The sequence below is a fragment of the Ectopseudomonas chengduensis genome, assembly GCF_900102635.1.
Classification (GTDB): domain Bacteria; phylum Pseudomonadota; class Gammaproteobacteria; order Pseudomonadales; family Pseudomonadaceae; genus Aquipseudomonas; species Aquipseudomonas chengduensis.
Window position 1 is genome coordinate 80,166 of record NZ_FMZQ01000011.1, and the last position, 22,016, is coordinate 102,181.

Genomic DNA, 22,016 nt, shown 5'->3' on the forward strand with positions numbered 1-22,016 from the left:
GTGCTCCTTGCGGGTTATTTATCGGTTGCGGCGAATTCGCAGCGATTGCGACCGCCGCGCTTGGCCCGGTACAGCGCCTGGTCGGCCCGTTCCAGGGCGTCGGCGGCGGTTTCGCCGGGCGCCAGCAGGGCGCAGCCGACGCTGGCGGTCTGGCTCAACTGGGCGCCGTCCAGCTCCATGGCCGGCTCGGCGATGGCCAGGCGCATGCGTTCGGCGATCTGCAGCAGTTCGGTGCTGTCGTGTACCAGGGCGAGAATCACGAATTCTTCGCCGCCGTTGCGGGCGACCACATCCTGCGGGCGCACCGCCGCGCTCAGGCGTCGTGCGCTCTGCCACAGCACCTGATCACCAGCGGCGTGGCCATGGCGGTCATTGACCTGCTTGAAGTGGTCGAGGTCGCAGAACAGCAGGCCCAGGCGCAGGCCGGTGCGTTCGGCCGCGGCCTGCTGCTGGGGCAGAAAGTGCAGCAGGCCGGCGCGATTCCACAGCTGGGTCAGCGCGTCGAGCATGGCCTTGCGCTGCGCGCGACTCAGTGCTGCGCGCAGCTGTTCGGCCTGGCGCGAGCTGTGGCGCAGGCGCAGATAGCCCTCCACCAGTTGTGCCATGTCGCGCAGCTGGCGCCGCTCGCAGACATCTAAGCCGCGCGGCTGCGGGTCGATCAGGCACAGGGTGCCGAGGGTCTGGCCGTCTTCGTCATGCAGCGGCTGGCCGGCGTAGAAGCGGATAAAAGGCGATTGCAGCACCACCGGGTTGTCGGCGAAGCGAAAGTCCAGGTGGGTGTCCTCGATCACCAGGGCGTCGTCTTGCAGGATGGCGTGGGCGCAGAAGGAGATGCACCTTGGGGTCTCGGCGAGTTCCAGGCCCTGGCGGATCATGAACCACTGCCGGTCGTTGTCGATCAGGCTGATCAGCACCGTCCTCACCGCGAACAGTTCACGGGCGATACGGGTCAGTGTGTCCAGGTAGGGATCGGCCGGGGTGTCGAGCAGGTCCTGGCGCTCCAGGGCCTGTTGACGTTGTACTTCGTTGTGCGGCAGCTCAGCGCTGAGCATGGGCGGTCTCTCCTGCTGGCAGTGGGGGGAACCATTGGTCGCGACGACTCAAGTGCCAAGCATAGCCAGCCAGCACTAGGCTCCGTAGCCCCATGAAGGCGAGAAAGGCCAGCCACAAGCCGTGGTTGCCCAGCGCCTGCAGAGCCCAGCCCAGCGGCAGGGCCAGCGCCAGGGCAATCAGCATGGCGTCGCGCATTTCTCGGGCTCGGGTGGCACCGATGAACAGACCGTCGAGCAGGTAGCTCCACACCGCTAGCAGCGGCAACAGCGCGAGGTAGGGTAGGAAGTTTAGCGCTAGTTCGCGCACTTCGGAGATATTGGTGAGCATGCCGACGAACCAGTGCCCGCCGAAAAGGAAGAACAGGGCGAAGCCGGCGCTGGCCAGCAGCGACCAGGCACCGGCCACCAGCAGCGAACGGCGCAGCGCAGCGCGATCACGCGCGCCCAGCGCGTGGCCGCAAAGGGCCTCGACGGCATGTGCCAGGCCGTCGAGGGCGTAGGCGGTCAGCGTCAGGCCATTGAGCAGCAGCGCGTTGGCCGCCACCGTGGCATCGCCGAGGCGCGTGCCTTTCACGGTGATCAGGAAGAACACCAACTGTAGCGCCAGGGTGCGGATGAAGATATCGCGGTTGACCGCCAGCAACGGACGCCAGTTGCTCCAGCGTTTCAGCGCGCTACTGTCGAGGCGGCCAGGATAGTGTGCGAGTGCACCGCGGGCCAGCCACAGGCCGAGCAGGGCGCCACTCCATTCGGCTATCACCGAGGCCCAGGCCGCGCCGGCTACACCCCATTCGAGACCGAGCACGAACAGCAGGTCGAGCGCCACGTTGATCAGGTTGGCCGTCAGTAGGATGGCCAGCGGACCACGGGCGCTCTGCGTGCCCAGCAGCCAGCCGATCAGGGCATAGGTCGCCAGGCTGGCGGGCAGGCCGAGCAGACGGATCTGGAAATACTGGCGCGCCAGTTGATCCAGTTCGGCCGAGGGTTGCATCAGACTCAGTGCGGCATTACTGAAGGGCAAAGCCAGCAGGCCCAGGAGCAAGGCCAGGAGTACACCCAGGCCGAGCCCCTGCACCAGTACCTGACGCAGGGCGCTGCCATCCCCGCGGCCTGCAGCCTGGGCGGCGAAACCGGTGCTGCCCATGCGCAGGAAGCCCATGGCCCAGGTCAGCAGGGTGTAGAGGCTGCCGCCCACCGCCACGGCAGCCAACTGGTGGGCATGCGGCAAGTGGCCGACCACGGCGGTGTCGACCAGCGCCACCAGCGGCACCGAGAGGTTGGAGAGAATCATCGGCGCCGCCAGTGCCCAGACCTTGCGCTGGGTCGGGGTGTGGCGCCAGGCATCGAGCAGGGCGGACATGGGCGGCTCCGGCAAAGCGCCGATTATAGGCACAGCACCGGGGTGGTCGCACATCGCCTCAGGACTGTGAGTGGCTTGGCGAATTCGTCTGCACGGCTCGTCGTTGGCAGGGCGCCTCGGCTATAGTTGATAGTCTCTGCGCCCCCTGATTCCGGAGCCCGCAATGCCGAACAAAGGACTGCTTCTGGCCTTGGTGCTGACCCTGCTCAGCGCCTGTGATTCTTCTGAACCCCCTGCCACGGTGACCCCCGCTGCCCCTGCTGCGCAACAGCCACCGGCGCCCAAGCCAGCGGTCGACCGCGACGCGCTGGCCAAGCGCTACGCCGGGCGCGAGCTGGAGGTGGTCGACGTCTCCGAGGTGCAGCTCGACGGCGCCAGTGCGCTGTCGGTGACCTTCTCCATCCCGCTGGACCCCGACCAGCCCTTCGCCGAGCGCCTGCACCTGGTCGACAGTACTGCCGGCAAGGTCGACGGCGCCTGGGAACTGACCGACAACCTCAGCGAGTTGCGCCTGCGCCACCTGGAGCCGCAGCGCAAACTGGTGCTGACCATCGATGCTGGCCTGACGTCGATCAATGGCGGCAAGCTCGCCAAAGAGCATGTCAGCCGTTTCGAAACCCGCGACCTGCAGGCCAGCGTCGGTTTCGCCAGCCGCGGTTCGCTGCTGCCGACCCGCCTGGCCGAAGGCCTGCCGGTCATCGCGCTGAACGTCGACAAGGTCAACGTCGAGTTCTTCCGCATCAAGCCCGAGGCGCTGCCGCGTTTCCTGTCCCGCTGGGGCCGGGCCAGCAACCTGGATACCTGGGAGGCGCGCGAACTGCTGCCGATGGCCGATCTGGTCTATGGCGGGCGCTTCGACCTCAACCCGGCGCGCAACACCCGTGAAACCTTGCTGCTGCCCATCGCCGGCCTGGATCCGTTCAAGCAGCCGGGCGTGTACCTGGCGGTGATGCGTGAGGCCGGCAGCTACAGCTACTCGCAGCCGGCGACGCTGTTCTCCCTGAGTGATATCGGCCTGTCCGCGCATCGTTATCGCGACCGTCTCGACGTGTTCACCCAGGCGCTGGAAGGTGGCAAGGCGCAGTCCGGCGTGCAGCTCGAGCTGCTCGATGGTGAAGGCGCGCTGCTGGCTGAAGGCAAGACCGATTCGGCTGGCCATGCACAGCTGCCGTTGCCTGCCAAGGCCCAGGTGCTGCTGGCCAAACAGGACGAGCAGACCAGCCTGCTGCGCCTGAACACGCCGGCGCTGGACCTGGCCGAGTTCGATATCACCGGCCCGAAAGCGCACGCCCTGCAGTTCTTTGTGTTCGGCCCGCGCGATCTGTATCGCCCCGGCGAGACGGTGCTGCTAAACGGCCTGTTGCGTGATGCCGACGGCAGCCCGGTCAAGGCCCAGCCGGTCAGCGTCGAGGTGCGCCGCCCGGATGAGCAGATCAGCCGCAAGTTCGTCTGGAATGCTGGCGATGACGGCCTCTATCAATACCAGCTGCCGCTCGCCGAAGAGGCCCCGACCGGCCGCTGGCAGCTATTGCTCGACCTGGGCGACGGCAACCCGCAGCTGTACGAATTTCTCGTCGAGGATTTCCTGCCCGAGCGCATGGCCCTGGAGCTCAAGGGCCAGGACCAGCCCTACGCGCCGGGCGACAGCGCCGAGTTCGCGGTGACCGGACGCTACCTCTATGGTGCGCCGGCCGCTGGCAATCGTCTGACCGGGCAGCTCTACGTGCGCCCGTTGCGTGAGGCGGTGGCGAGCCTGCCGGGCTATCAGTTCGGCGACATCACCGAGGCCGATCTGAGTCAGGACCAGGAGCTCGACGAAATCAATCTCGACGACCAGGGTCGTGCCGTGCTGCGCCCGGAAAACCGCTGGGGCGACGCCAAGTCGCCGCTGCGTTTGATCCTCCAGGCCAGCCTGCAGGAGTCCGGCGGCCGTCCGATTACCCGCCGCATCATTCAGCCGGTATGGCCCGCCGAGCGTCTGCCGGGTGTGCGCGGGCTGTTCGACGGCGAGGAGGTCGATGCCGACAGCCTGGCCGAATTCGAGATACTGGTGGCCGACGCCGCCGGCAACAAGCTGGCGGCCGACAGCCTCAACGTGCGCCTGGTGCGTGAGCGTCGCGACTACTTCTGGAGCTTCTCTGACGGTGAAGGCTGGCGTCACAACTACAACGAGAAATTCCTGACCCTCAGCGACGAGCCGCTGAAGGTCGCCGCGGGCGGCACCGCCAAGGTCAGCTTCCCGGTGGAGTGGGGCCCGTACCGAGTCGAGGTGGTGGACGGCCAGACCGGCCTGGTCAGCAGCCTGCGTTTCTGGGCCGGCTACCGCTGGCAGGACAACGCCGACGGCGGCGCGGTGCGCCCGGACCAGGTCAAGCTGGCGCTGGACAAGCCTGCCTACGCCGCGGGCGACGTGGCCAAGATCACCGTCACCCCGCCGGCTGCCGGCAACGGCTACCTGCTGGTCGAGTCCAGCGACGGTCCGCTGTGGTGGCAGGAAATCAGCGTGCCGGCTGAAGGCCAGACCTTCGAACTGCCCATCGACGAAAAATGGGCGCGTCACGACCTCTACCTCAGTGCTCTGGTGATTCGCCCTGGCGAGCGCAAGGCGCAGGTCACGCCGAAGCGTGCCGTCGGCCTGCTGCACCTGCCACTGGAGCGCGCTCCGCGCAAGCTGGCGCTGAGCCTGGAAGCGCCGGAAAAAATGCGTCCGAAGCAGCCGCTGAAGGTCAAGGTCAGTGCGCGCAACGCCGACGGCAGCATCCCCGACAAGGTGCATGTGCTGGTCGCCGCGGTGGACGTGGGCATCCTCAACATCACCAGCTACGCCACACCCGATCCTTTCGCCAACTTCTTCGGGCGCAAGGCCTATGGCGCTGACCAGCTGGACATCTATGGGCAGCTGATCGAAGCGCAGGGGCGTGTCGCCAGCCTGGCCTTCGGCGGTGACGCCGGCCTTGCCGCCGGCGGCAAGCGCCCGGATACCAGCGTGCTGATCGTCGCGCTGCAGAGCGATGCGCTGCAGCTGAACGACAAGGGTGAAGGCGAAGTCAGCCTGGATATCCCCGACTTCAATGGCGAACTGCGGCTGATGGCACAGGCTTGGAGCGACGAGCGCTTCGGCATGGCCGAAGCCAAGACGGTGGTGGCCGCGCCGCTGATTGCCGAACTGTCGATGCCGCGCTTCCTCGCCGGTGGTGATGAAACCACCCTGGCGCTGGACCTGACCAACCTGTCCGGCAGCGAGCAGAAGCTCGATGTGCAGCTGGACGTAGAAGGCCAGCTGCGTCTGCTCGGCAAGGGTGAATCGCCGATCAGCCTGAAGGATGGCGAGCGCACCACCTTGCGCATTCCGGTACGCGCCGAGGGCGGCCTGGGCCAGGGCCGCATCCATGTCGAGGTGCAGGGCCTGACGCTGCCGAACGAGACGCTGGGCGACTTCAGCCGCGAGTGGACACTGGGTATTCGCCCGGCGTATCCGGCGCAGTTGCAACACTTCCGCGCGGTACTGAGTGAGGGCGAGCCGTGGAGCCTGCCGGCGGGCACCCTCAATCAGTTCGAACCTGCCGGGCTGGAGGCCGTGCTGGCCCTGTCGAGCCGACCGCCGCTTAACCTCGGCGAGCAGATTCGTGCGCTCAAGGCGTACCCCTACGGCTGCCTGGAGCAGACCACCAGTGGCCTCTATCCGTCGCTCTACGCCGATGCCGCGAGTCTCAAGCGCCTTGGCCTTGAGGGTGAACCTGACGAGCAGCGACGCAAGAGCATCGAGCTGGGCATCGAGCGTCTGCTTGGTATGCAGCGGCATAGCGGCGGCTTCGGCCTGTGGAGTGCCGAGAGCGAAGAGGAATACTGGCTCACCGCCTATGTCACCGATTTCCTTCTGCGTGCTCGCGAGCAGGGCTTCGGCGTACCGCCGGAAGCACTGAAGAAGGCCAGTGATCGCCTGCTGCGCTACCTGCAGCAGAGCAGCCTGATCGAGGCCAGCTACAGCCAGGACTTCGCCCACACCCGCTTCGCCGTGCAGGCCTACGCCGGCTACGTGCTGGCGCGCAGCCAACAGGCGCCGCTGGGTGCGCTGCGCAGTCTGTTCGACCGCCGCAGCGATGCGCGTTCCGGACTGCCGCTGGTGCAACTGGCAGCGGCGCTGAAGCTGATGGGTGATGCGCCGCGTGCCGAGCAGGCGTTGAATCAGGGCTTGATCCAGCAGCGCGATGGCGAGCGCTGGATGGCCGATTACGGCAGTCCGCTGCGTGACCAGGCGCTGATCCTCGCCCTGCTGGAGGAGCACGACCTGGCGGCCGGTCAGCGCGAGCAGCGTCTGTTCAACCTGGCCGATGAGCTGGCTGGCCAGCGCTGGCTGTCGACTCAGGAGCGCAATTCGCTGTTCCTCGCCGGTCGCGGCATTCTCGGCAAGCCGGAGCAGACCTGGAGCGCTGCGCTTGCCAGTGGCACCTTCCAGTTCGAGCTGAGCAACCAGCAGCCCGGTATCAAGCTGGAGCGTGGCGAACTGGCCGAACCGCTGAGCGTGAACAATGCCGGCAGCACCAAGCTGTATCAGCAGCTGACCCTGTCCGGCTATCCGAGCCAGGCGCCACGCGCCGGTGGCGAGAACCTCAGCATCGAGCGCGAGTACCTCGGCATGGACGGCCGTCCGCTCGATCTGCAGCGTCTGGACAGCGGTGAGCTGGTGCTGGTGCACTTGGCTGTGCGGGCCAAGCAGCGCGTACCGGATGCGCTGGTCGTCGACCTGTTGCCGGCTGGCCTGGAGCTGGAAAACCAGAACCTGGCGCAGAGCGCCGCGAGCCTCGATGACGCCGGCAGCAACGTCAAGGAATGGCGCGGCTCCATGCAGAATGCGCGGATCAAACACCAGGAATACCGTGGTGATCGCTATGTGGCAGCGGTGGATGTCGAGGAGTATGGCACCACCCACCTGCTCTACCTGGCCCGTGCGGTGACGCCTGGCAGCTATCGCGTACCACCACCGCAGGTGGAGTCCATGTACCGGCCGAGCTGGCAGGCGCTGGGTAGTGCGCCGGATAGTCTGGTGGTGAGGGGGCGCTAAAAGCGATCCCGGATTCATTTGGGCTACAGTCTGCGTAGCCCGGATGAATCCGGGAGCTTGTACTGACCATGCCATTCAAACGCTGGCAGCGTTGGCTGCTAATCCTCCTGCTCCCCCTGACCCTGATCTGGCTAGCCGACCAACTCTTTCCACTACCCCTGCCCGAGGATGATCTGGCGCGTGTGGTGCTGGCCGAGGACGGCACGCCGCTGTGGCGCTTCGCTGATCGTGACGGTGTATGGCGTTATCCGGTGACGCCGGATGAAGTTTCGCCCTATTACCTGGAGGCGCTGCTGACCTACGAGGATCGCTGGTTTCGCCAGCACCCCGGCATCAACCCGCTGGCGCTGGGCCGTGCGGCCTGGCAGAACCTCACCGGTGGGCGCGTGGTGTCCGGCGGCAGCACGCTGTCGATGCAGGTGGCGCGGCTGCTCGACCCGCACGGACGTGACCTGCCCGGCAAACTCAAGCAACTGTGGCGCACCGCGCAGCTGGAGTGGCACCTGTCCAAGGATGAAATCCTCACCCTGTATCTGAACCGCGCGCCCTTCGGCGGCACCCTTGAAGGTGTGGCGGCTGCGAGCTGGAGTTACCTGGGCAAACCTCCGAGCCAACTGACCCGTGCCGACGCCGCGTTGCTCGCGGTACTGCCGCAGGCGCCCAGCCGCTTGCGTCCGGACCGCCATCCCGAGCGCGCCCAGGCCGCGCGCGACAAGGTGCTGCGGCGCCTGGGCGAATTTCAGGTGTGGCCGCAGGCGCAGGTGGATGAAGCGCTGGAAGAGCCGGTTTTTCTCGCGCCGCGCCGTGAGCCGAGCCTGGCGCCCTTGCTGGCGCGGCGGTTGAACCGCGCCGGCAGTCCGCCGCTGATTCGCACCACGCTGGATGCCGGTTTGCAGCTGCGCCTGGAGGATCTGCTGCTGGGCTGGCGCGCGCGCCTGCCCGAGCGCACCTCGGCGGCGATTCTGGTGGTCGAGCACGAGAGCATGGCGGTGCGTGCCTATCTTGGGTCGGTGGATATCGCTGATACCTCGCGCTTCGGTCATGTCGACATGGTCCGCGCCCTGCGTTCGCCCGGTTCGACGCTGAAACCCTTTCTCTACGGCATGGCCCTGGATGCCGGGCTGATTCACTCCGAATCGCTGCTGCAGGACGTGCCGCGGCACTATGGCGACTACCGTCCCGGCAACTTCGCCGCCGGCTTCATCGGCCCGGTATCGGCCAGCGAGGCGCTGGCCACCTCGCTCAACCTGCCCGCCGTGCAACTGCTCGAAGCCTATGGGCCGAAGCGCTTCGCCGGCGAGCTGCGCAGTGCCGGCGTGCCGATTCGCCTGCCGGCGCTGGCCGAACCGAACCTGGCGCTGATCCTGGGGGGCGGCGGCTCGCGCCTGGAATCGCTGGTGGCTGGCTACAGCGCCTTCGCGCGCGGTGGCATGGCGGCCAAGCCTCGCCTGCAGCCGGGTGATGAGCTGCGCGAACGGCGCCTGCTGTCGCCAGGTTCGGCCTGGATCATCCGGCGCATTCTCAGCGGTCAGGCACGGCCTGATCGTGACCCGCGCGCCTACCTGGCGCAGCGCCCGACCCTGGCCTGGAAGACCGGCACCAGCTACGGCTTTCGCGATGCCTGGGCTATCGGCGTTGGCCCGCGTCATCTGATCGGTATCTGGATCGGCCGCCCGGACGGCACCCCGGTGCCGGGCCAGTTCGGTCTGGCCTCGGCCGCGCCGCTGTTGCTGCAAGTGCATGATCTGCTGGTCAATCGCGACAGCCAGCGCGGCATCGCTGCACCGGCCGACCCGCAGCCGGCCGAGGTCGGCGTGGCCGCCATCTGCTGGCCGTTGGGGCAGCCGATGAGCAAGGACGATCCCAACTGTCGGCGCCTGCGCTTTGCCTGGACGCTGGAAGGCACCACGCCCCCCACGTTGCTGGCAGCCGATCAACCGTTGGGTAGTGGCCTGCGCGAGCGCTATTGGCTCAATGCCGAAGGGCGGCGCGTTGGTCCAGGTTGTGCCGGGGCCGAGGCGCGTGAACTGGCCTTGTGGCCGGCGCCATTGGAGCCCTGGCTGCCACGTCGTGAGCAGCGCACGGCACGTTTGCCGAGCGTCGATCCGAGTTGCCCGCCCCCGCGCAGCAGCCAGGTGGCGCCGCTGTCCATCGTCGGCGTGCGCGATGGTGATCGTCTGCGTCGCCCGCAAGGCAATCATGAGCCACTGCGGCTCAGCCTTTCGGCGCTGGGGGGAAGTGGCCGACGCTGGTGGTTTCTCGATGGCCGACCGCTGGGTGACACCGCGCTGGATGCACCCTTCAACCATGCCTTCGACAGCGGCAGGCATCAACTGAGCGTACTCGACGAGGGTGGTCAGACCGCTCGTCTGGAATTCAGCGTCGGGCCGTGACGCGACTCGCTGGCGGTGTGCGGGCGCCGACCGCTCTGGCCTGAGGCCTGATCATCCCTGCAAATAATGCCGCCTGTAGCGAATAAAGCTTGGTCGTGAGCCGCCGATATGAAATCTGACGGTAACCGATTTGCAATTTGTGTACATTTTTGTATCCAATTGCTCGGCGAGCTCAAAATAATAACCGGGAGAAGCCTCCATGCGCCTCTGGCAACGCAGTATTCAGTGGCAGTTGATCCTCAGCATGGGCGCTGCCCTGTTGGCCAGTATTCTAATCGTCGTCGGCATCTACTCGGCGGTGGTCAATCGCCTGACCGAGCGCTACCTGATCGAAGAAGCGCTGCCGGCGCGGGTGCTGGCGATCCGCAACGACCTGGAGCGGGTGCTGACTGCGCCCATTACCGCCAACGCCTCGATTGCCGAGAACAGCCTGGTGCAGGACTGGTTGGCAGCTGGCGAGGATGTTTCCCGGCGTGACGAGTTCGCGCGCTATCTGGAGGGCGTGCGTGCCCAGCAGAACGCCATGACCACTTCCATCGTCGCCCTGGCCAGTGGCAACTACACCACCGGTGAAGGGCTGATGCGCACCCTCGACCGCAGTCAGGCTGAAAACCAGTGGTTCTATCGCCTGGTCGACAGCGACCGGGACCGGGTGCTGGAAATCGATATCGACAAGACCACGCGGCTGCCCACGTTGTTCATCAACCAGCGCATCAAGCGCGGTGGCAAGACGCTCGGCGTCTCGGGGCTGGGCTACAACCTGGCGGACATGTCGAAGATGATCAGCGAATTTCGCTTCGGCGAGCGCGGCCAGGTGTTTCTCATCGACAGCCAGGGCGGCGTCAAGGTGCATCCGCGTTCGGAGCTGAGCGGCAATGGCAAGCTCGCCGAACTCTTCGGCGCCGACGCCAGCCGTCAGGTGCTTGCAGGCGATAGCCGGGCGGTACGTTTCGAGCGCGATGGCGAGACCTTTCTCGCCGTGGCGCAGAAGTTCGCCAGTATCGACTGGCTGCTGGTCAGCGAAGTGCCCGAGGCCGAAGTCTACTCAGAGGCCCGGCAGGCGCTACTGATGACCAGCCTGATCGGCGTGGCCGTGGCGCTGTTGTTCCTGGGGCTGGTGGTGCTGCTGGCTCGCGGTCTGGTGCGGCCGATCCGTCAGGTGACCCAGGCACTGGTGGAAATCGGTGGCGGCGGTGGCGACCTGACGCGACGCCTGGATGAATCGCGGGCCGACGAGTTGGGTGACCTGGCGCGGGGCTTCAACCGCTTTCTTGCCAGCCAGCGCGATCTGATCGGCGATGTGCTGGCCACCAGCGAGCGCCTGCGTACCGCAGTCGGTCAGGTGGCGCGGGTGGTGGAGAACACCGCAGGGCGTGCTGTGCAACAGCAGGAAATGACCGACATGGTGGCCACCGCCGTGCACGAGATGGGCCTGACCGTGCAGGAGATCGCGCGCAACGCCAGCAACGCCGCGCAGTCCTCGCACAGCGCGCGCGACGAGGCGCAGAGTGCGCGTCAGGTGGTGGGCCAGTCCATCGCCCATATCGAGCGCATGTCCGCCGATATTGGTAGCGCTGCCGGAGCGGTGACCGAGTTGGCCGAGCAGGTCGCGTCGATCGATCAGGTGCTGGCAGTGATCCGCGGTATTTCCGAGCAGACCAATCTGCTGGCGCTCAACGCGGCCATCGAAGCCGCGCGCGCCGGGGAGATGGGGCGCGGCTTTGCGGTCGTGGCAGACGAGGTGCGCACCCTGGCCAGCCGCACCCAGGCCTCCACCGACGAGATTCAGCAGATGATTCAGCGCCTCAAGCAGGGCGCGGAGACGGCGGTCAGCTCCATGCACGCGGGGCAATCGGCCACCGGTACCGGCGTCGAATCCAGTCAGCGCACCGGGCAGTCGCTGGGTGCCATCACCGAGCAGGTCGAGCGCATCAGCGACATGAACACTCAGGTGGCTGCGGCGACCGAAGAACAGAGCTCGGTGACCGAGGAGATCAACCGCAACGTGCAGGGCATCGCCGACCTGGCTCACGCCACGGCCGGCGAGGTGCGCGTCTGCCGTGAGGATTGCCAGACCCTGAGCCGCCTGGCCGATGATCTGGCCGGGCAGATGGGCAAGTTCAGGCTGTAATCCTGAGGTCCGTTCTCAGTGATCGGCCGCAACCAGGCGGTTGCGGCCCTCGCGTTTGGCACGGTAGAGCGCCCCGTCGACGCGCTTGAAGAAGGCATCGGCGTCGCCGTCATGACTGCTGCTGAAACAGCCGACGCCCAGGCTGGTGGTCAGCTCCAGGCGCTGGCCGGCCAGCAGCAGGCCTTCTGTTTCAAGTTCCTGGCGAAAGTGCTCGGCCAGATCCCACGCCTGGGCCAGGGTGGTGCCCGGCAGCAGTACGCCGAATTCTTCGCCACCCAGGCGCAGCAGTGCGTCGCCATCGCGGCGGAACACCTTGCGCATGCGTTCGGCGAAGGCGCTCAGGCAGGCGTCGCCACCGGCATGGCCGTGTTCGTCGTTGACCTTCTTGAAGAAGTCGATATCCATCAGCACCAGTGACAGCGGCTCGCCCTGGCGTACCGCATTGGCCACCAGGCTGGGGAACAGGTTGTTGAACTGATAGCGGTTGCCCAGTTGGGTCAGGCTGTCGGTGCGGCTGAGCAGATCGAGCTGACTCTGCTGCTCCAGCAGCTTTAGCTCCAGATCGAGAGTGGCGCGGTATTCACGGTGATTGCGCCCCAGCACCAGAATCAGATAGCTGAGATAGAAGGTCAGGGTGATCAGCATCGCATGCTTCTGCTGCCAATTCAGCGCCATCACTGCCAGGCCCGGCAGATAGAGCAGGGCCAGCGCCAGCAGGGCGCGGCCTCGGCGCATGGCGAAGTTGAAGGTCATTGCCGTGGCGAAGGCCACCGTCGCCAGGGTGGCGATCATTTCCGAGTCATTGTAGGCGTCGCTGTATACCGCCAGCGCATGGGCCTGGCCCCAACACAACGAAGTTAGGAGGATCAGACCCCAGTGACGATCCAGCCAGCATTGCAACTGTTCAGGGCTGTCGAGGCCATCGGGGCGGTGCAGCAGGCGCGCAGCCAGGAGTACGACGAATACCGTACAGCCCAGCACGCCGCTGACCATCAGGCTGCCCGGTGCCGCACTGAATACCCAGGTCAGCAGCCAGGCGAGGGCGTAGAAGAGACCTCCCAGGCGTGTGCGGATGCGGGTGTCATCCACTTCACGCCACAGGGCGAAGGTATTGGGTTGGCGCGGTACTTCGGCGTCGGTCATTTCTTTTGGCCTGCCACCGCTGGCGGCCACCTCCGGGCCGTCGCAGGCGACGTCAGAACCTTCTCCAGGAGGTTTGTGATCACAGAAACTGCTTGCCAGAGCATAGCGCCTTTTCGTGAACGCGAGGATGTCGATTTGCCAGTACTTGCCACCACCCGTCAGCCGCGCCGAATCATCCAGATACCGGCGACGATCAACAGCAGGCCTGCCACCTTGCCGAAGGTGATCGGCGATTCACGAAAGCCTGCCCAGCCGAAATGATCGAGGGTGATGGCCATGGCCAGCTGCCCGGCGATCACCAGCACCATGAACAGCAGCGCGCCCACGCGTGGCCCGGCGAAGGCGGCGGTGGCGATGAAGAATGCGCCGAGCAGGCCGCCGCTCCAGTGCCACCAGGTCAGTTGCTTGAGTGCACCAAGCCCGGGCATCTCGCGCTGGCTCAGGGTCATCAGCAGCAACGCCAGGCTGCCGACGGCAAAGGAGATCAGCGCGGCGGCGAAGACGCTGGAAAGCTGGCGGGCGAGTTGGCCGTTGATGCCGGCCTGCAGTGGCAGCACAGCGCCGGCGAGAAAGGGCAGGGCCAGTAGCCAGCCACTAATGTGGTTCATGGGTAACTCCAGCGAGGAAGGGAGGATGGGGCGAGGCGTTACGGCAGGGCTTTTTCCAGTTGCACCAGTGCCACGCGGCTGCCGTCCGGGGCACGGCGTTCGACGATGCCAACGGTCTGGTAGCCGAGACGGGTGTAGAGCAGCAGGCCGCCAGCGTTGGCGTTGAAACAGGACACCTTCATCAGCGGCGCCTTATAGCGCTCGCGGGCGATCTGTTCCATCACTTCCACCAGGTGTTGAGCCACGCCCTGGCTGCGCGCCCAGGGCGCCACCATCAGGTTGCCAAGGGCGCAGAATTCGCCGTGCTGCCATTGGTAGAAATTGGCGAAGCCGGCGACTTTTCCAGCCAGTTCCACCACGGTGCTTTCACGCCGCTCGGCAATGGCGGCAGCGAGCTGGCCGACGTTGAGTGGCCAGATAGCCTTGGGGTAGCAGAAGAACAGTTCATCGACGTTCTGCGGGAAGCCGACCACGTCACCGAGGTCGGTGGCCGTGGCCGGGCGGTGTTGCAGGTTTGCGTTCAAACGGGGCGGTCCTTGTTCAGCGCGGGGGATACTGAGAGAGCACCTGGGTGACGGTTTCGCGGATCGCCCGTTCGCGCTCTGCCGGTGTCGGTGGCTGGCTGCGCATCACCTGTTCACCGCTGCCGCGCCAGACCAGTTTGCCGTCTTTGCCGTCGTACAGGTCGATCTGCAGCGTCGCGACCTTGTAGTCCACACGGCTTGTTTCGGTGAAGGCCGGGCCGCCCCAGTAACCTCCCCAATAGCCGCCCCAGCCACCGCCGTACTGGGTGGTGATCTGGTCCTGACGCTCGTCGACGATCAGCACGCTCTGCACTTTCAGGTCGCCCTTGCCGTCAGCTGCCTGGCGCAGGCCGCGTTGCTCGAGCTGCTCGGCGACGGCCTGGCTGATTCGCGCTTCGGTGATATCGCTCTTCAGGCGTGCGTCGTCGGGTTGGTAGGCGAGCTTGTCGTCCATCCAGCTCCAGCTGCGGTAGGCGCCGAAGTCGCGACTGGGGTCGAAGTCGCGCTCCAGGCTGACGCTGGCACAGCCGCTCAGGAGCAGCGCGGCGATCAGGTAGGACAGGTTACGCATGGTGCTCTCCAGGGCTGTCGATCAATAGGGTGGGTAGCCGTTCAGCGCGCTGCGGATGGCCGCACGCATGGCATCGGCCTGCGCCGCCTGGTCCTTGCCGGCCATGGCTTCGCCGCTGCCTGACCAGACCACCTGGCGGTCGCGTGGGTCTATCAGTTCGATGCGTACCACGGCCACTTTCTGTTCGTAAGTGCGCACGATGGGGACGCTGCCGTAGGCGCCGTAACGGCGGTCCCAGTGGCTGCCGGTGCCGTAGTAGCCACCGACGTTGTCCTGATATTGGCGCAGACGGGTTTCCTGGCTGATACGGGCGCTGACCAGCACGTCGCCAGGGCCATTGAGCGCCGGACGCAGGCCATACTGGTCGAGGCCGGCGCTGACGCTGTCGGCCAACTGATCGCCGCCAGGCGCGCGGCCATCCAGCCAGCTCCAGCTGCGATAGCGGCCGTAGTCACGCGGCGCGGCAGGGTAGGCGCTGCGGTCGAAGGTCGTGGCCGCTTCGGGCGGCGCCGGTGGCATGGGTAGCGACTCGGCCTGGTAGGGGTTCTTACTCTGGCAGGCGGCCAGCAGCGGCAAGATGAATAGGGCTATGGCGGTGCGCATGGTCGTCTCCGTGGTCGCGTGCGACATCCCCGATGGTTTCAGGCTACGCCGGCCTGCCAGCTTCGTCCAACGCGCTCAACGTGGTCGGCAGATCCAGTGCAGGTAGCGGCCGAGCCCCTCGAAGCTGGGATGGCGGCGGTGCGCCAGCTCCATTTCCAGCATGTCGATCAGTTCGGCTTTGGCCTGGAATTGCTGCGGCATGTAATCGTGGAATACGCGCACGCCGCTACGGCTTTCGACCTGCCAGTCGGCGGCGAGTTGCGTGGCCAGCTCGCGCGGGTCGACCGGTTGCTGTGGGGTCAGGCTCTGTTTCTCGCCGGCGAAGTGTTCCTTGCGCAGTTTGCGGAAATGCCCCTTGAGCAGGTTGCGGTAGATCAGCGCGTCCTTGTTGTAGAAGGCCAGCGACAGCCAGCCTTCCTTGGCCGTCAGCTGGTGCAGCACCGGCAGGATGGCTGCCGGCTCGGCCAGCCACTCCAGCACGGCGTGGCACAGCACCAGATCGAAGGGCTCCTGCAACTGGCCGAGTAGCTCCTGCCAGGGTGCCTGGAGGAAAGTGGCATTCTGGCCTGCCTCGGCGAAGCGCTGGCGAGCACCTTCGAGCATAGGCTCTGCGGGCTCGGCCAGGGTGATCTGATGGCCGCGTTGGGCCAGCCACAGGCTCATGTGGCCCAGGCCGGCGCCGACGTCCAGCACGCGCAGCGGGCGATCCGGCAGCGCTTCAGCGAGATCTGCCTGTAGCACGGCGAGGCGGATGGCGCCCTTGGCGCCGCCATAGATCTTCTCGGCGAAACGGGTGGCGAGTTCGTCGAAGTGGCGGTCGCTCATTTGAGGAAGCGCCGTTCGTTGTCGGCGAGCTTGTCGAGCACCGCCTGATTCATGTCGATACCCAGTTCACTGCACAGCTGCACGAGATACAGCACTACGTCGGCCACTTCCTGCCCGGCGTGGGCGAGCTGGTCGGTAGGCAGCTGGCGCGACTGTTCTTCGCTCAGCCACTGGAAGATCTCCACCAGCTCGGCCATTTCCACGCTGGCGGCCATGGCCAGGTTCTTCGGGCTCTGGTAACGGCGCCAATCGTTGTGATCGCGAATGGCGTGCATGCGGGCGGTGAGTTCAGCGAGGTTCATGGTGTGGCTCCGTTCGAGCCGCATAGCTTCGGCTCGAACGGAGCGTGCTGCAAGATGTCCTGTGCGCTCCTACAGGATGTGGAGATCAGTTTTCCAGCGGCTGCCAGCTCCCAGCCATATGCGGGGTGTCACCTTCGCCGATCAGGCGGAACTGGCCGCTGGCGCCAGGCTCGCTGGCTTGCAAAGCAATGTGGGTGGGCAGCAGCACGGGCTTCTGGAAGCGTACGTCCACCACGTAGCCGGCCTGCGGCAGGTGGGCGTGCAAGGCCGCGAGGCTGCGCGCCTTGTTCCACAGACCATGAGCGATGGCGCGCGGGAAGCCGAACAGACGTGCCGTCACGGCGTAGAGGTGGATCGGGTTGTAATCGCCGGCCACACGCGCGTAACGCCGGCCTGTATCGGCAGGGGCGGCCCAGTCGGCCAGTGGCATCAGTTCCAGCGGCGGCTGTTCGGCGCGTAGCGGCGCCTGGCCGTCGAGACGCAGAGCGCGGCAGAGAATGCGGCTGTCACCTTCCCAGAGCAGGCCGAGCTGATCTTCCAGGCGGGTGATCAGGCTGAACGTGGCGCCTTTGTCGTGCGGCTGCAGGTCGGTCACCTGCACGCTGATCTGGAACGGCCCCAGCCCGCCCATTGGGCGCAATACGCGGATACGGTTCTCCAGATGCACCAGGCCCAGCAGCGGGAACGGAAAGCGGCGGTCGGTGAGCAATTGCATCTGCAGACCGAAAGCCAGCACATGCGGATAGACCGGTGGCAGGTAGGGACTGTCTGCGATGGCGCAGACCTGGCGATAGTGCGCCAGGTGCTTGGGGGCCACGTCCACGCGGCAGCGCAGGCCGATATTAGGTAGCTGGCGGCCGGTCACCTTGCGACGCAGGGCCGCGCGTAGGAACAGGCCGGGCAGAGCCGGAGGTGTATCGAGGTCGAGCCAGTCGATGGCCATTGGCGAACTCCTTGGCGAATGAATGACAGCAGCTTAACCCTCAGACCTAAACTGGCATTGGCTGTTCTGCCCAGCTTGTGTGCAGGCCAGTCAATCCGACCTGCGACGTGGTTTGCACGCGGTGGCTCGCTGACCCTAAGATGGCGCCGCTCACGAAAAATGCTCACTAATAAGAAGAACAGCAGGAATCATGCGTGATCTGACCGACGATGTGGCGCTGATGCGCCCGGTAATCGATGCCCTGCGTGCCAGCGGAACCGATCCTGACCGCGTGCTGGTGCGCGTTGGCCTGCCTCCTGGTGGGCTGCCGGCTGGCCGCTTTCCTCATGCCGCCCAGGCGCCATTCTGGAAGGCCGCCAGCGAAGAGTGTGGCGAGGAGCATGTCGGCCTGTACCTGGCGCAGCACCTGCCCGCCTTCCATGGCCTGCTGCTGGAATACCTGTTTCTCTCCAGTGAAACCTTTGGCGTTGGCCTGCGCCACGCGCTGCGCTATGTGCGCCTGCTCTCCGACACCCTCAGCGCGCGCCTGGATGTGGAAGGCGACGTGGCCGTGCTGACCCTGGGACTGGAAGCTGATACGCCGCGGCACTTTCCGGAGATGCTGGCCGGCGCGGTGATCCGCCTGTTCGCGGCACTGACCGAAAACGATTTCCGCCCACGTGAAGTGCGCTTCATGCATGCCGAGGGCGCGCCCGCTGAGCGCTACCAGGCGGTCTATGGTTGCCCGGTACGTCTGGGCGCCGAGGACTGTGCACTGCTGTTCGACGCTGCAGTGCTGGACAAGGCCTCGCGCCACGCCGCCCCGGAATTGTTGCGCATGCACGAGTCGCTGGCGCGGCGGCAGTTGGCGGAAGTGGAGAGGCTGGACCTGGTGCGCCAGGTGCGAGAGCTGATCGCCGAACTGCTGGTCGATGGCGGCGCCACCCTGGAGCAGGTGGCGGCGCGCTTGAACATGCCGGCGCGGCGCTTGCGCGAGCGCCTGGCCATGGCCGGGGTGCGTTTCAACGACCTAATCACCGATTACCGCTGCCGCCTGGCCAAGGAGCTGTTGCTCAAGACCGACGAGCGTATCGAAGTGATCGTCGAGCGTACCGGCTTCTCCGAACCGAGCACCTTTTACCGCGCGTTCAAGCGCTGGGTCGGGGAAACGCCGGTGGAATTTCGCAAGCGCGGCAAAACCTGACGTCGTAGGGTGCGCCGGATGAATGGTTGACCTCGGTGCGCGCGGCGCACCCTACACGAATCGCTCTGGCAGTAGGGTGGGCCGGGCGGCGATCCGCTTCAGCCCACCCTCGCAACGGTCTCAAGCCCCCAACAAACTTTGCCCGCACACGCGCAGCACCTGCGCAGTCACTGCGCCGGAACCCGGCTGGGCGAACCAGGCCACGGCCTCGGCGACGTCCTGCGGCAGGCCACCCTGACTCATCGAGTTCATCCGTCGTCCAGCTTCGCGGATACCCAGTGGAATGGCGGCGGTCATCTGGGTTTCGATGAAGCCGGGGGCGACCGCGTTGATGCTGATGCCTTTCTTCGCCAGGGCCGGCGCCCAGGCCTGAGCCAGGCCGATTACACCGGCCTTGCTCACCGCGTAGTTGGTTTGACCCATGTTGCCGGCAATGCCGCTGATCGAGGCGATCAGCACCACGCGGCCGTTGTCGTGCAGCTTGTCAGCGTCCAGCAACGCCTGGGTCAGTACCTGTGGCGCCTTGAGGTTGACGTCGATCACCGAGTTCCAGAACGCGTCGCTCATCTTCGCCAGGGTCTTGTCGCGAGTGATGCCGGCGTTGTGCACGACGATGTCGAGGCCGTCGGGCAGGGCTTCGACCAGGCGCTGCGGCGCATCGTCGGCGCAGATATCCAGGGTCACGGCCCGCCCACCCAGGCGCGCCGCCAGCGCCTGCAGCGCATCGGCTGCCTGGGGCACATCGAGCAGCACCACCTCGGCGCCGTCACGGGCGAGCACTTCGGCGATGGACGCGCCGATACCGCGCGAGGCACCGGTGACCAGCGCTTTCTTGCCGGCCAGCGGGCGCGTCCAGTCCTTGACCTGTTCGCCGCAGGCGCCGAGACGCAGCACCTGGCCGGAAACGTAGGCACTTTTCGGCGAGAGGAAGAAGCGCAGCGCGCCCTCCAGCTGCTGATCGCCACCCTTGCCGACATAGAGCAGTTGCACGCTGCCACCGCGGCGAATCTCCTTGCCCAGCGAGCGGGTAAAGCCCTCCAGCGAGCGCTGCACGCTGGCGGCGACCGGGTCTTTGAGCGACTCCGGCGCACGCCCCAGCACCACCACGCGAGGGCTGTTGGCCAACCCCTTGAAGGCGGGCTGGAAGAAATCGCGCAGCTCGATCAACTGCTCGAAACGGGTCAGGTGGCTGGCGTCGAAGACCAGCGCCTTGAGCTTGGGGCCGTGCTCGGCGGTCCAGCGGGGCAGGTCGAACTGGCCGTCGCGCGCGGCGAACAACTGATCCGTGAGCTTGCTGGCGAAAGGCTGGATGGCCTTGACCAGGTCGCCTTCACCGCCGAACAGCAGGGCGCCATCGATCGGTCGTACGCGGCCGGCCATCCAGCGTTCCAGGCGCACAGGCGCCGGCAGACCGAGGGCGCCAACCAGGCGGCGGCCGGTGGATGAATTGGCGAAGGCGAGGTAACGATCAGACATGAAGGGCTCCTGCGGGCGAATCGAAAGTCGTGTCACTGTACGCGGCAGTCGGCAAAGCGCAATTGACTCTGTTGCCTCACGCGCCGGCGAGGCGGCCAATGTTCGCGGCTATTCAAGGTTTAGCCTGTACGACCATAGGGCTAAAGTGTATGTCTCATGTTTCTGGGAACCGGCTGACGGGCAATAGTTCGCCACAGGTTTCTTCGATTTCTCGACCAGCAAGGAGTCCACATGACCCAGTTGCGCCGGGTCGCCATCGTAGGCGGCAACCGTATCCCGTTCGCGCGTTCCAACACCGTCTACGCCAGGGCGAGCAATCAGGAAATGCTGACCAGCGCCCTTGAAGGGCTGGTCGAGCGCTTCAATCTGCATGGCGAGCGCCTCGGTGAGGTGGTGGCCGGGGCTGTGCTCAAACACTCGCGGGACTTCAACCTGACCCGTGAATGCGTGCTGGGCTCGCGTCTGGCGCCGGAGACGCCAGCCTACGACCTGCAACAGGCCTGCGGCACCGGCCTGGAAGCGGCGATTCTGGTGGCCAACAAGATCGCCCTTGGGCAGATCGACTGCGGCATCGCCGGCGGCGTCGATACCACCTCCGACGCGCCCATTGGCGTCAACGAGGGGCTGCGGCAGATCCTCCTGGAGGCCAATCGCAGCAAGAGCACCGGCGACAAGATCAAGAGCCTGCTGAAGATTCGCCCGCGCCATCTGGCGCCGCACATCCCACGCAATGGCGAGCCGCGCACCGGCTTGTCGATGGGCGAGCATTGCGAGCTGATGGCGCAGCGCTGGGCCATCCCGCGTGACGAGCAGGATCAGCTGGCACTGGCCAGTCACCAGAAGCTCGCGGCGGCCTACGCCGAGGGTTGGCACGATGACCTGATGACGCCGTTTCTCGGTCTGACCCGCGACCAGAATCTACGCCCGGACATCAGCGCCGAGAAACTCGCGACCCTCAAACCCTGCTTTGAACGCGGACCGCGCGGCACGCTGACCCCGGCCAACTCCACGCCGCTGACCGATGGCGCCTCGCTGGTGCTGCTGGCCAGCGAGGAGTGGGCCAAGGCTCGTGGTCTGCCGGTGCTGGCCTACCTGCGCGACGGCGAAGCGGCGGCGGTGGATTTCGTCCAGGGCAAGGAGGGCCTGCTGATGGCGCCGGTCTATGCGGTGCCGCGCCTGCTGGCGCGCAACGGCCTGACCCTGCAGGACTTCGACTACTACGAGATCCACGAAGCCTTCGCCGCCCAGGTGCTGTGCACGCTCAAGGCCTGGGAGGACGCCGACTACTGCAAGGAGCGCCTGGGTTTGGACGCCGCACTGGGGACCATCGACCGCAGCAAGATGAACGTCAAGGGCAGTTCGCTGGCTGCCGGCCACCCGTTCGCGGCCACCGGCGGGCGTATCGTCGCCAACCTGGCCAAGCTGCTGTCGGTGGCCGGTGAGGGGCGCGGTCTGATCTCCATCTGCGCGGCAGGCGGTCAGGGTGTGACCGCAATCCTTGAGCGGTAATCCAATACGGGTGGTCGCAAGTCATCGCGATCACTCGATGTAAGCAACTCCGTGATTCGGGCGGCCCGCGTAGCGCGTGGCCGCCCTTTTTTTGTGCGCCGCCTGGCTGTAGGAGGGGCTTTAGCCGCGATGACCGCCTGCAATGAGTGGTTGCTGCGGTGGCCTGTCGCGCGGCAAATCACCACAGCGCTAGTTATGCCTTTAGCGGCTAGTCTTTTAGTGCGCATTGATCCAGATCAGTACGCCTTTTCGCGCTTTACTCAGCAGCTTCTCGACTGCATTCCATTTCCATAAGAACAATTTCAGTTCGTTTGACTCCAAGACCTGGAGT

Annotated in this window: 16 protein-coding genes; 5 read left to right on the forward strand and 11 right to left on the reverse strand. The window is 66.0% G+C overall.

The genetic code is table 11. From position 1 onward, the window contains the following. Positions 1 to 14: 14 nt before the first annotated feature. A complete protein-coding gene (locus tag BLS08_RS17285; protein WP_017678773.1) occupies positions 15 to 1,052 on the reverse strand; it encodes a sensor domain-containing diguanylate cyclase in 1,038 nt (345 codons plus the stop codon). Beyond that, a complete protein-coding gene (locus BLS08_RS17290) occupies positions 1,039 to 2,412 on the reverse strand; it encodes an MATE family efflux transporter (RefSeq protein WP_017678774.1) in 1,374 nt (457 codons plus the stop codon). Before BLS08_RS17290 ends, BLS08_RS17285 begins: the two co-directional genes overlap by 14 nt. Positions 2,413 to 2,575: 163 nt before the next feature. Here BLS08_RS17290 and BLS08_RS17295 point away from each other — a divergent pair, with 163 nt between their 5' ends. The 3 genes from BLS08_RS17295 (at position 2,576) to BLS08_RS17305 (ending at position 11,998) form a co-directional block, all read left to right on the forward strand. After that, positions 2,576 to 7,474, forward strand: a complete 4,899-nt coding sequence (locus BLS08_RS17295; protein ID WP_017678775.1) for an alpha-2-macroglobulin family protein — start codon at positions 2,576 to 2,578, stop codon at positions 7,472 to 7,474. 68 nt (positions 7,475 to 7,542) lie between these two features. Then, positions 7,543 to 9,867 carry a peptidoglycan glycosyltransferase PbpC gene (gene pbpC / locus BLS08_RS17300; RefSeq protein WP_017678776.1) on the forward strand — a complete coding sequence of 775 codons (2,325 nt, stop codon included), beginning with the start codon at positions 7,543 to 7,545 and terminating at the stop codon, positions 9,865 to 9,867. A gap of 199 nt (positions 9,868 to 10,066) precedes the next feature. Next, positions 10,067 to 11,998, forward strand: a complete 1,932-nt coding sequence (locus BLS08_RS17305; protein ID WP_017678777.1) for a methyl-accepting chemotaxis protein — start codon at positions 10,067 to 10,069, stop codon at positions 11,996 to 11,998. 15 nt (positions 11,999 to 12,013) lie between these two features. Here the strand turns inward: BLS08_RS17305 and BLS08_RS17310 are convergent, their stop codons facing one another. The 8 genes from BLS08_RS17310 to BLS08_RS17345 all read right to left on the reverse strand — a co-directional run bounded on the left by BLS08_RS17310 (position 12,014) and on the right by BLS08_RS17345 (position 17,517). Continuing rightward, positions 12,014 to 13,141, reverse strand: a complete 1,128-nt coding sequence (locus tag BLS08_RS17310) for a GGDEF domain-containing protein (protein ID WP_017678778.1) — start codon at positions 13,139 to 13,141, stop codon at positions 12,014 to 12,016. A gap of 158 nt (positions 13,142 to 13,299) precedes the next feature. Beyond that, positions 13,300 to 13,749 (reverse strand): DMT family transporter, encoded by a 450-nt coding sequence (locus BLS08_RS17315; RefSeq protein WP_017678779.1) that lies wholly within the window; start codon positions 13,747 to 13,749, stop codon positions 13,300 to 13,302. Between the two features lie 38 nt (positions 13,750 to 13,787). Continuing rightward, positions 13,788 to 14,273: a GNAT family N-acetyltransferase gene (locus tag BLS08_RS17320; RefSeq protein ID WP_017678780.1), complete on the reverse strand. Its 486-nt coding sequence runs from the start codon at positions 14,271 to 14,273 to the stop codon at positions 13,788 to 13,790. Between the two features lie 16 nt (positions 14,274 to 14,289). Continuing rightward, complete coding sequence (locus BLS08_RS17325) at positions 14,290 to 14,844, reverse strand: DUF4136 domain-containing protein (RefSeq protein WP_017678781.1); 555 nt, start codon at positions 14,842 to 14,844, stop codon at positions 14,290 to 14,292. A gap of 21 nt (positions 14,845 to 14,865) precedes the next feature. Then, complete coding sequence (locus BLS08_RS17330) at positions 14,866 to 15,447, reverse strand: DUF4136 domain-containing protein (RefSeq protein WP_017678782.1); 582 nt, start codon at positions 15,445 to 15,447, stop codon at positions 14,866 to 14,868. Positions 15,448 to 15,522: 75 nt separating this feature from the next. Then, the gene (locus BLS08_RS17335) at positions 15,523 to 16,272 is read right to left on the reverse strand and encodes a methyltransferase domain-containing protein (RefSeq protein ID WP_017678783.1); all 750 of its coding nucleotides are present in this window, start codon (positions 16,270 to 16,272) and stop codon (positions 15,523 to 15,525) included. Beyond that, on the reverse strand, positions 16,269 to 16,574 hold the full coding sequence (locus tag BLS08_RS17340; protein ID WP_017678784.1) for a nucleotide pyrophosphohydrolase: 306 nt from the start codon (positions 16,572 to 16,574) through the stop codon (positions 16,269 to 16,271). The genes BLS08_RS17335 and BLS08_RS17340 overlap by 4 nt, the downstream gene beginning before the upstream one ends. Before the next feature lie 85 nt (positions 16,575 to 16,659). Next, positions 16,660 to 17,517, reverse strand: a complete 858-nt coding sequence (locus BLS08_RS17345) for a MaoC family dehydratase (protein WP_055984147.1) — start codon at positions 17,515 to 17,517, stop codon at positions 16,660 to 16,662. 190 nt (positions 17,518 to 17,707) lie between these two features. Here BLS08_RS17345 and BLS08_RS17350 point away from each other — a divergent pair, with 190 nt between their 5' ends. Continuing rightward, entirely contained in the window at positions 17,708 to 18,700 is a 993-nt protein-coding gene (locus BLS08_RS17350; RefSeq protein ID WP_017678786.1) for an AraC family transcriptional regulator, read from the forward strand. 120 nt (positions 18,701 to 18,820) lie between these two features. Here BLS08_RS17350 and BLS08_RS17355 read toward each other — a convergent pair whose 3' ends face one another. Next, positions 18,821 to 20,176 (reverse strand): 3-oxoacyl-ACP reductase, encoded by a 1,356-nt coding sequence (locus BLS08_RS17355; protein ID WP_017678787.1) that lies wholly within the window; start codon positions 20,174 to 20,176, stop codon positions 18,821 to 18,823. A 231-nt stretch (positions 20,177 to 20,407) separates the two neighbouring features. On the opposite strand from BLS08_RS17355, the gene BLS08_RS17360 reads away from it, so the two are divergent. After that, positions 20,408 to 21,685, forward strand: coding sequence for an acetyl-CoA C-acetyltransferase (locus BLS08_RS17360; protein WP_017678788.1), 1,278 nt, complete (start codon positions 20,408 to 20,410; stop codon positions 21,683 to 21,685). The last annotated feature ends 331 nt before the right edge of the window (positions 21,686 to 22,016 follow it).

Coding starts and splice junctions, on each gene's coding strand:
- BLS08_RS17285 (WP_017678773.1), bottom strand. CDS start 1,052: ATGCTCAGCGCTGAGCTGCCGCACAACGAAGTACAACGTCAACAGGCC.
- BLS08_RS17290 (WP_017678774.1), bottom strand. CDS start 2,412: ATGTCCGCCCTGCTCGATGCCTGGCGCCACACCCCGACCCAGCGCAAG.
- BLS08_RS17295 (WP_017678775.1), top strand. CDS start 2,576: ATGCCGAACAAAGGACTGCTTCTGGCCTTGGTGCTGACCCTGCTCAGC.
- pbpC (WP_017678776.1), top strand. CDS start 7,543: ATGCCATTCAAACGCTGGCAGCGTTGGCTGCTAATCCTCCTGCTCCCC.
- BLS08_RS17305 (WP_017678777.1), top strand. CDS start 10,067: ATGCGCCTCTGGCAACGCAGTATTCAGTGGCAGTTGATCCTCAGCATG.
- BLS08_RS17310 (WP_017678778.1), bottom strand. CDS start 13,141: ATGACCGACGCCGAAGTACCGCGCCAACCCAATACCTTCGCCCTGTGG.
- BLS08_RS17315 (WP_017678779.1), bottom strand. CDS start 13,749: ATGAACCACATTAGTGGCTGGCTACTGGCCCTGCCCTTTCTCGCCGGC.
- BLS08_RS17325 (WP_017678781.1), bottom strand. CDS start 14,844: ATGCGTAACCTGTCCTACCTGATCGCCGCGCTGCTCCTGAGCGGCTGT.
- BLS08_RS17330 (WP_017678782.1), bottom strand. CDS start 15,447: ATGCGCACCGCCATAGCCCTATTCATCTTGCCGCTGCTGGCCGCCTGC.
- BLS08_RS17335 (WP_017678783.1), bottom strand. CDS start 16,272: ATGAGCGACCGCCACTTCGACGAACTCGCCACCCGTTTCGCCGAGAAG.
- BLS08_RS17340 (WP_017678784.1), bottom strand. CDS start 16,574: ATGAACCTCGCTGAACTCACCGCCCGCATGCACGCCATTCGCGATCAC.
- BLS08_RS17345 (WP_055984147.1), bottom strand. CDS start 17,517: ATGGCCATCGACTGGCTCGACCTCGATACACCTCCGGCTCTGCCCGGC.
- BLS08_RS17350 (WP_017678786.1), top strand. CDS start 17,708: ATGCGTGATCTGACCGACGATGTGGCGCTGATGCGCCCGGTAATCGAT.
- BLS08_RS17355 (WP_017678787.1), bottom strand. CDS start 20,176: ATGTCTGATCGTTACCTCGCCTTCGCCAATTCATCCACCGGCCGCCGC.
- BLS08_RS17360 (WP_017678788.1), top strand. CDS start 20,408: ATGACCCAGTTGCGCCGGGTCGCCATCGTAGGCGGCAACCGTATCCCG.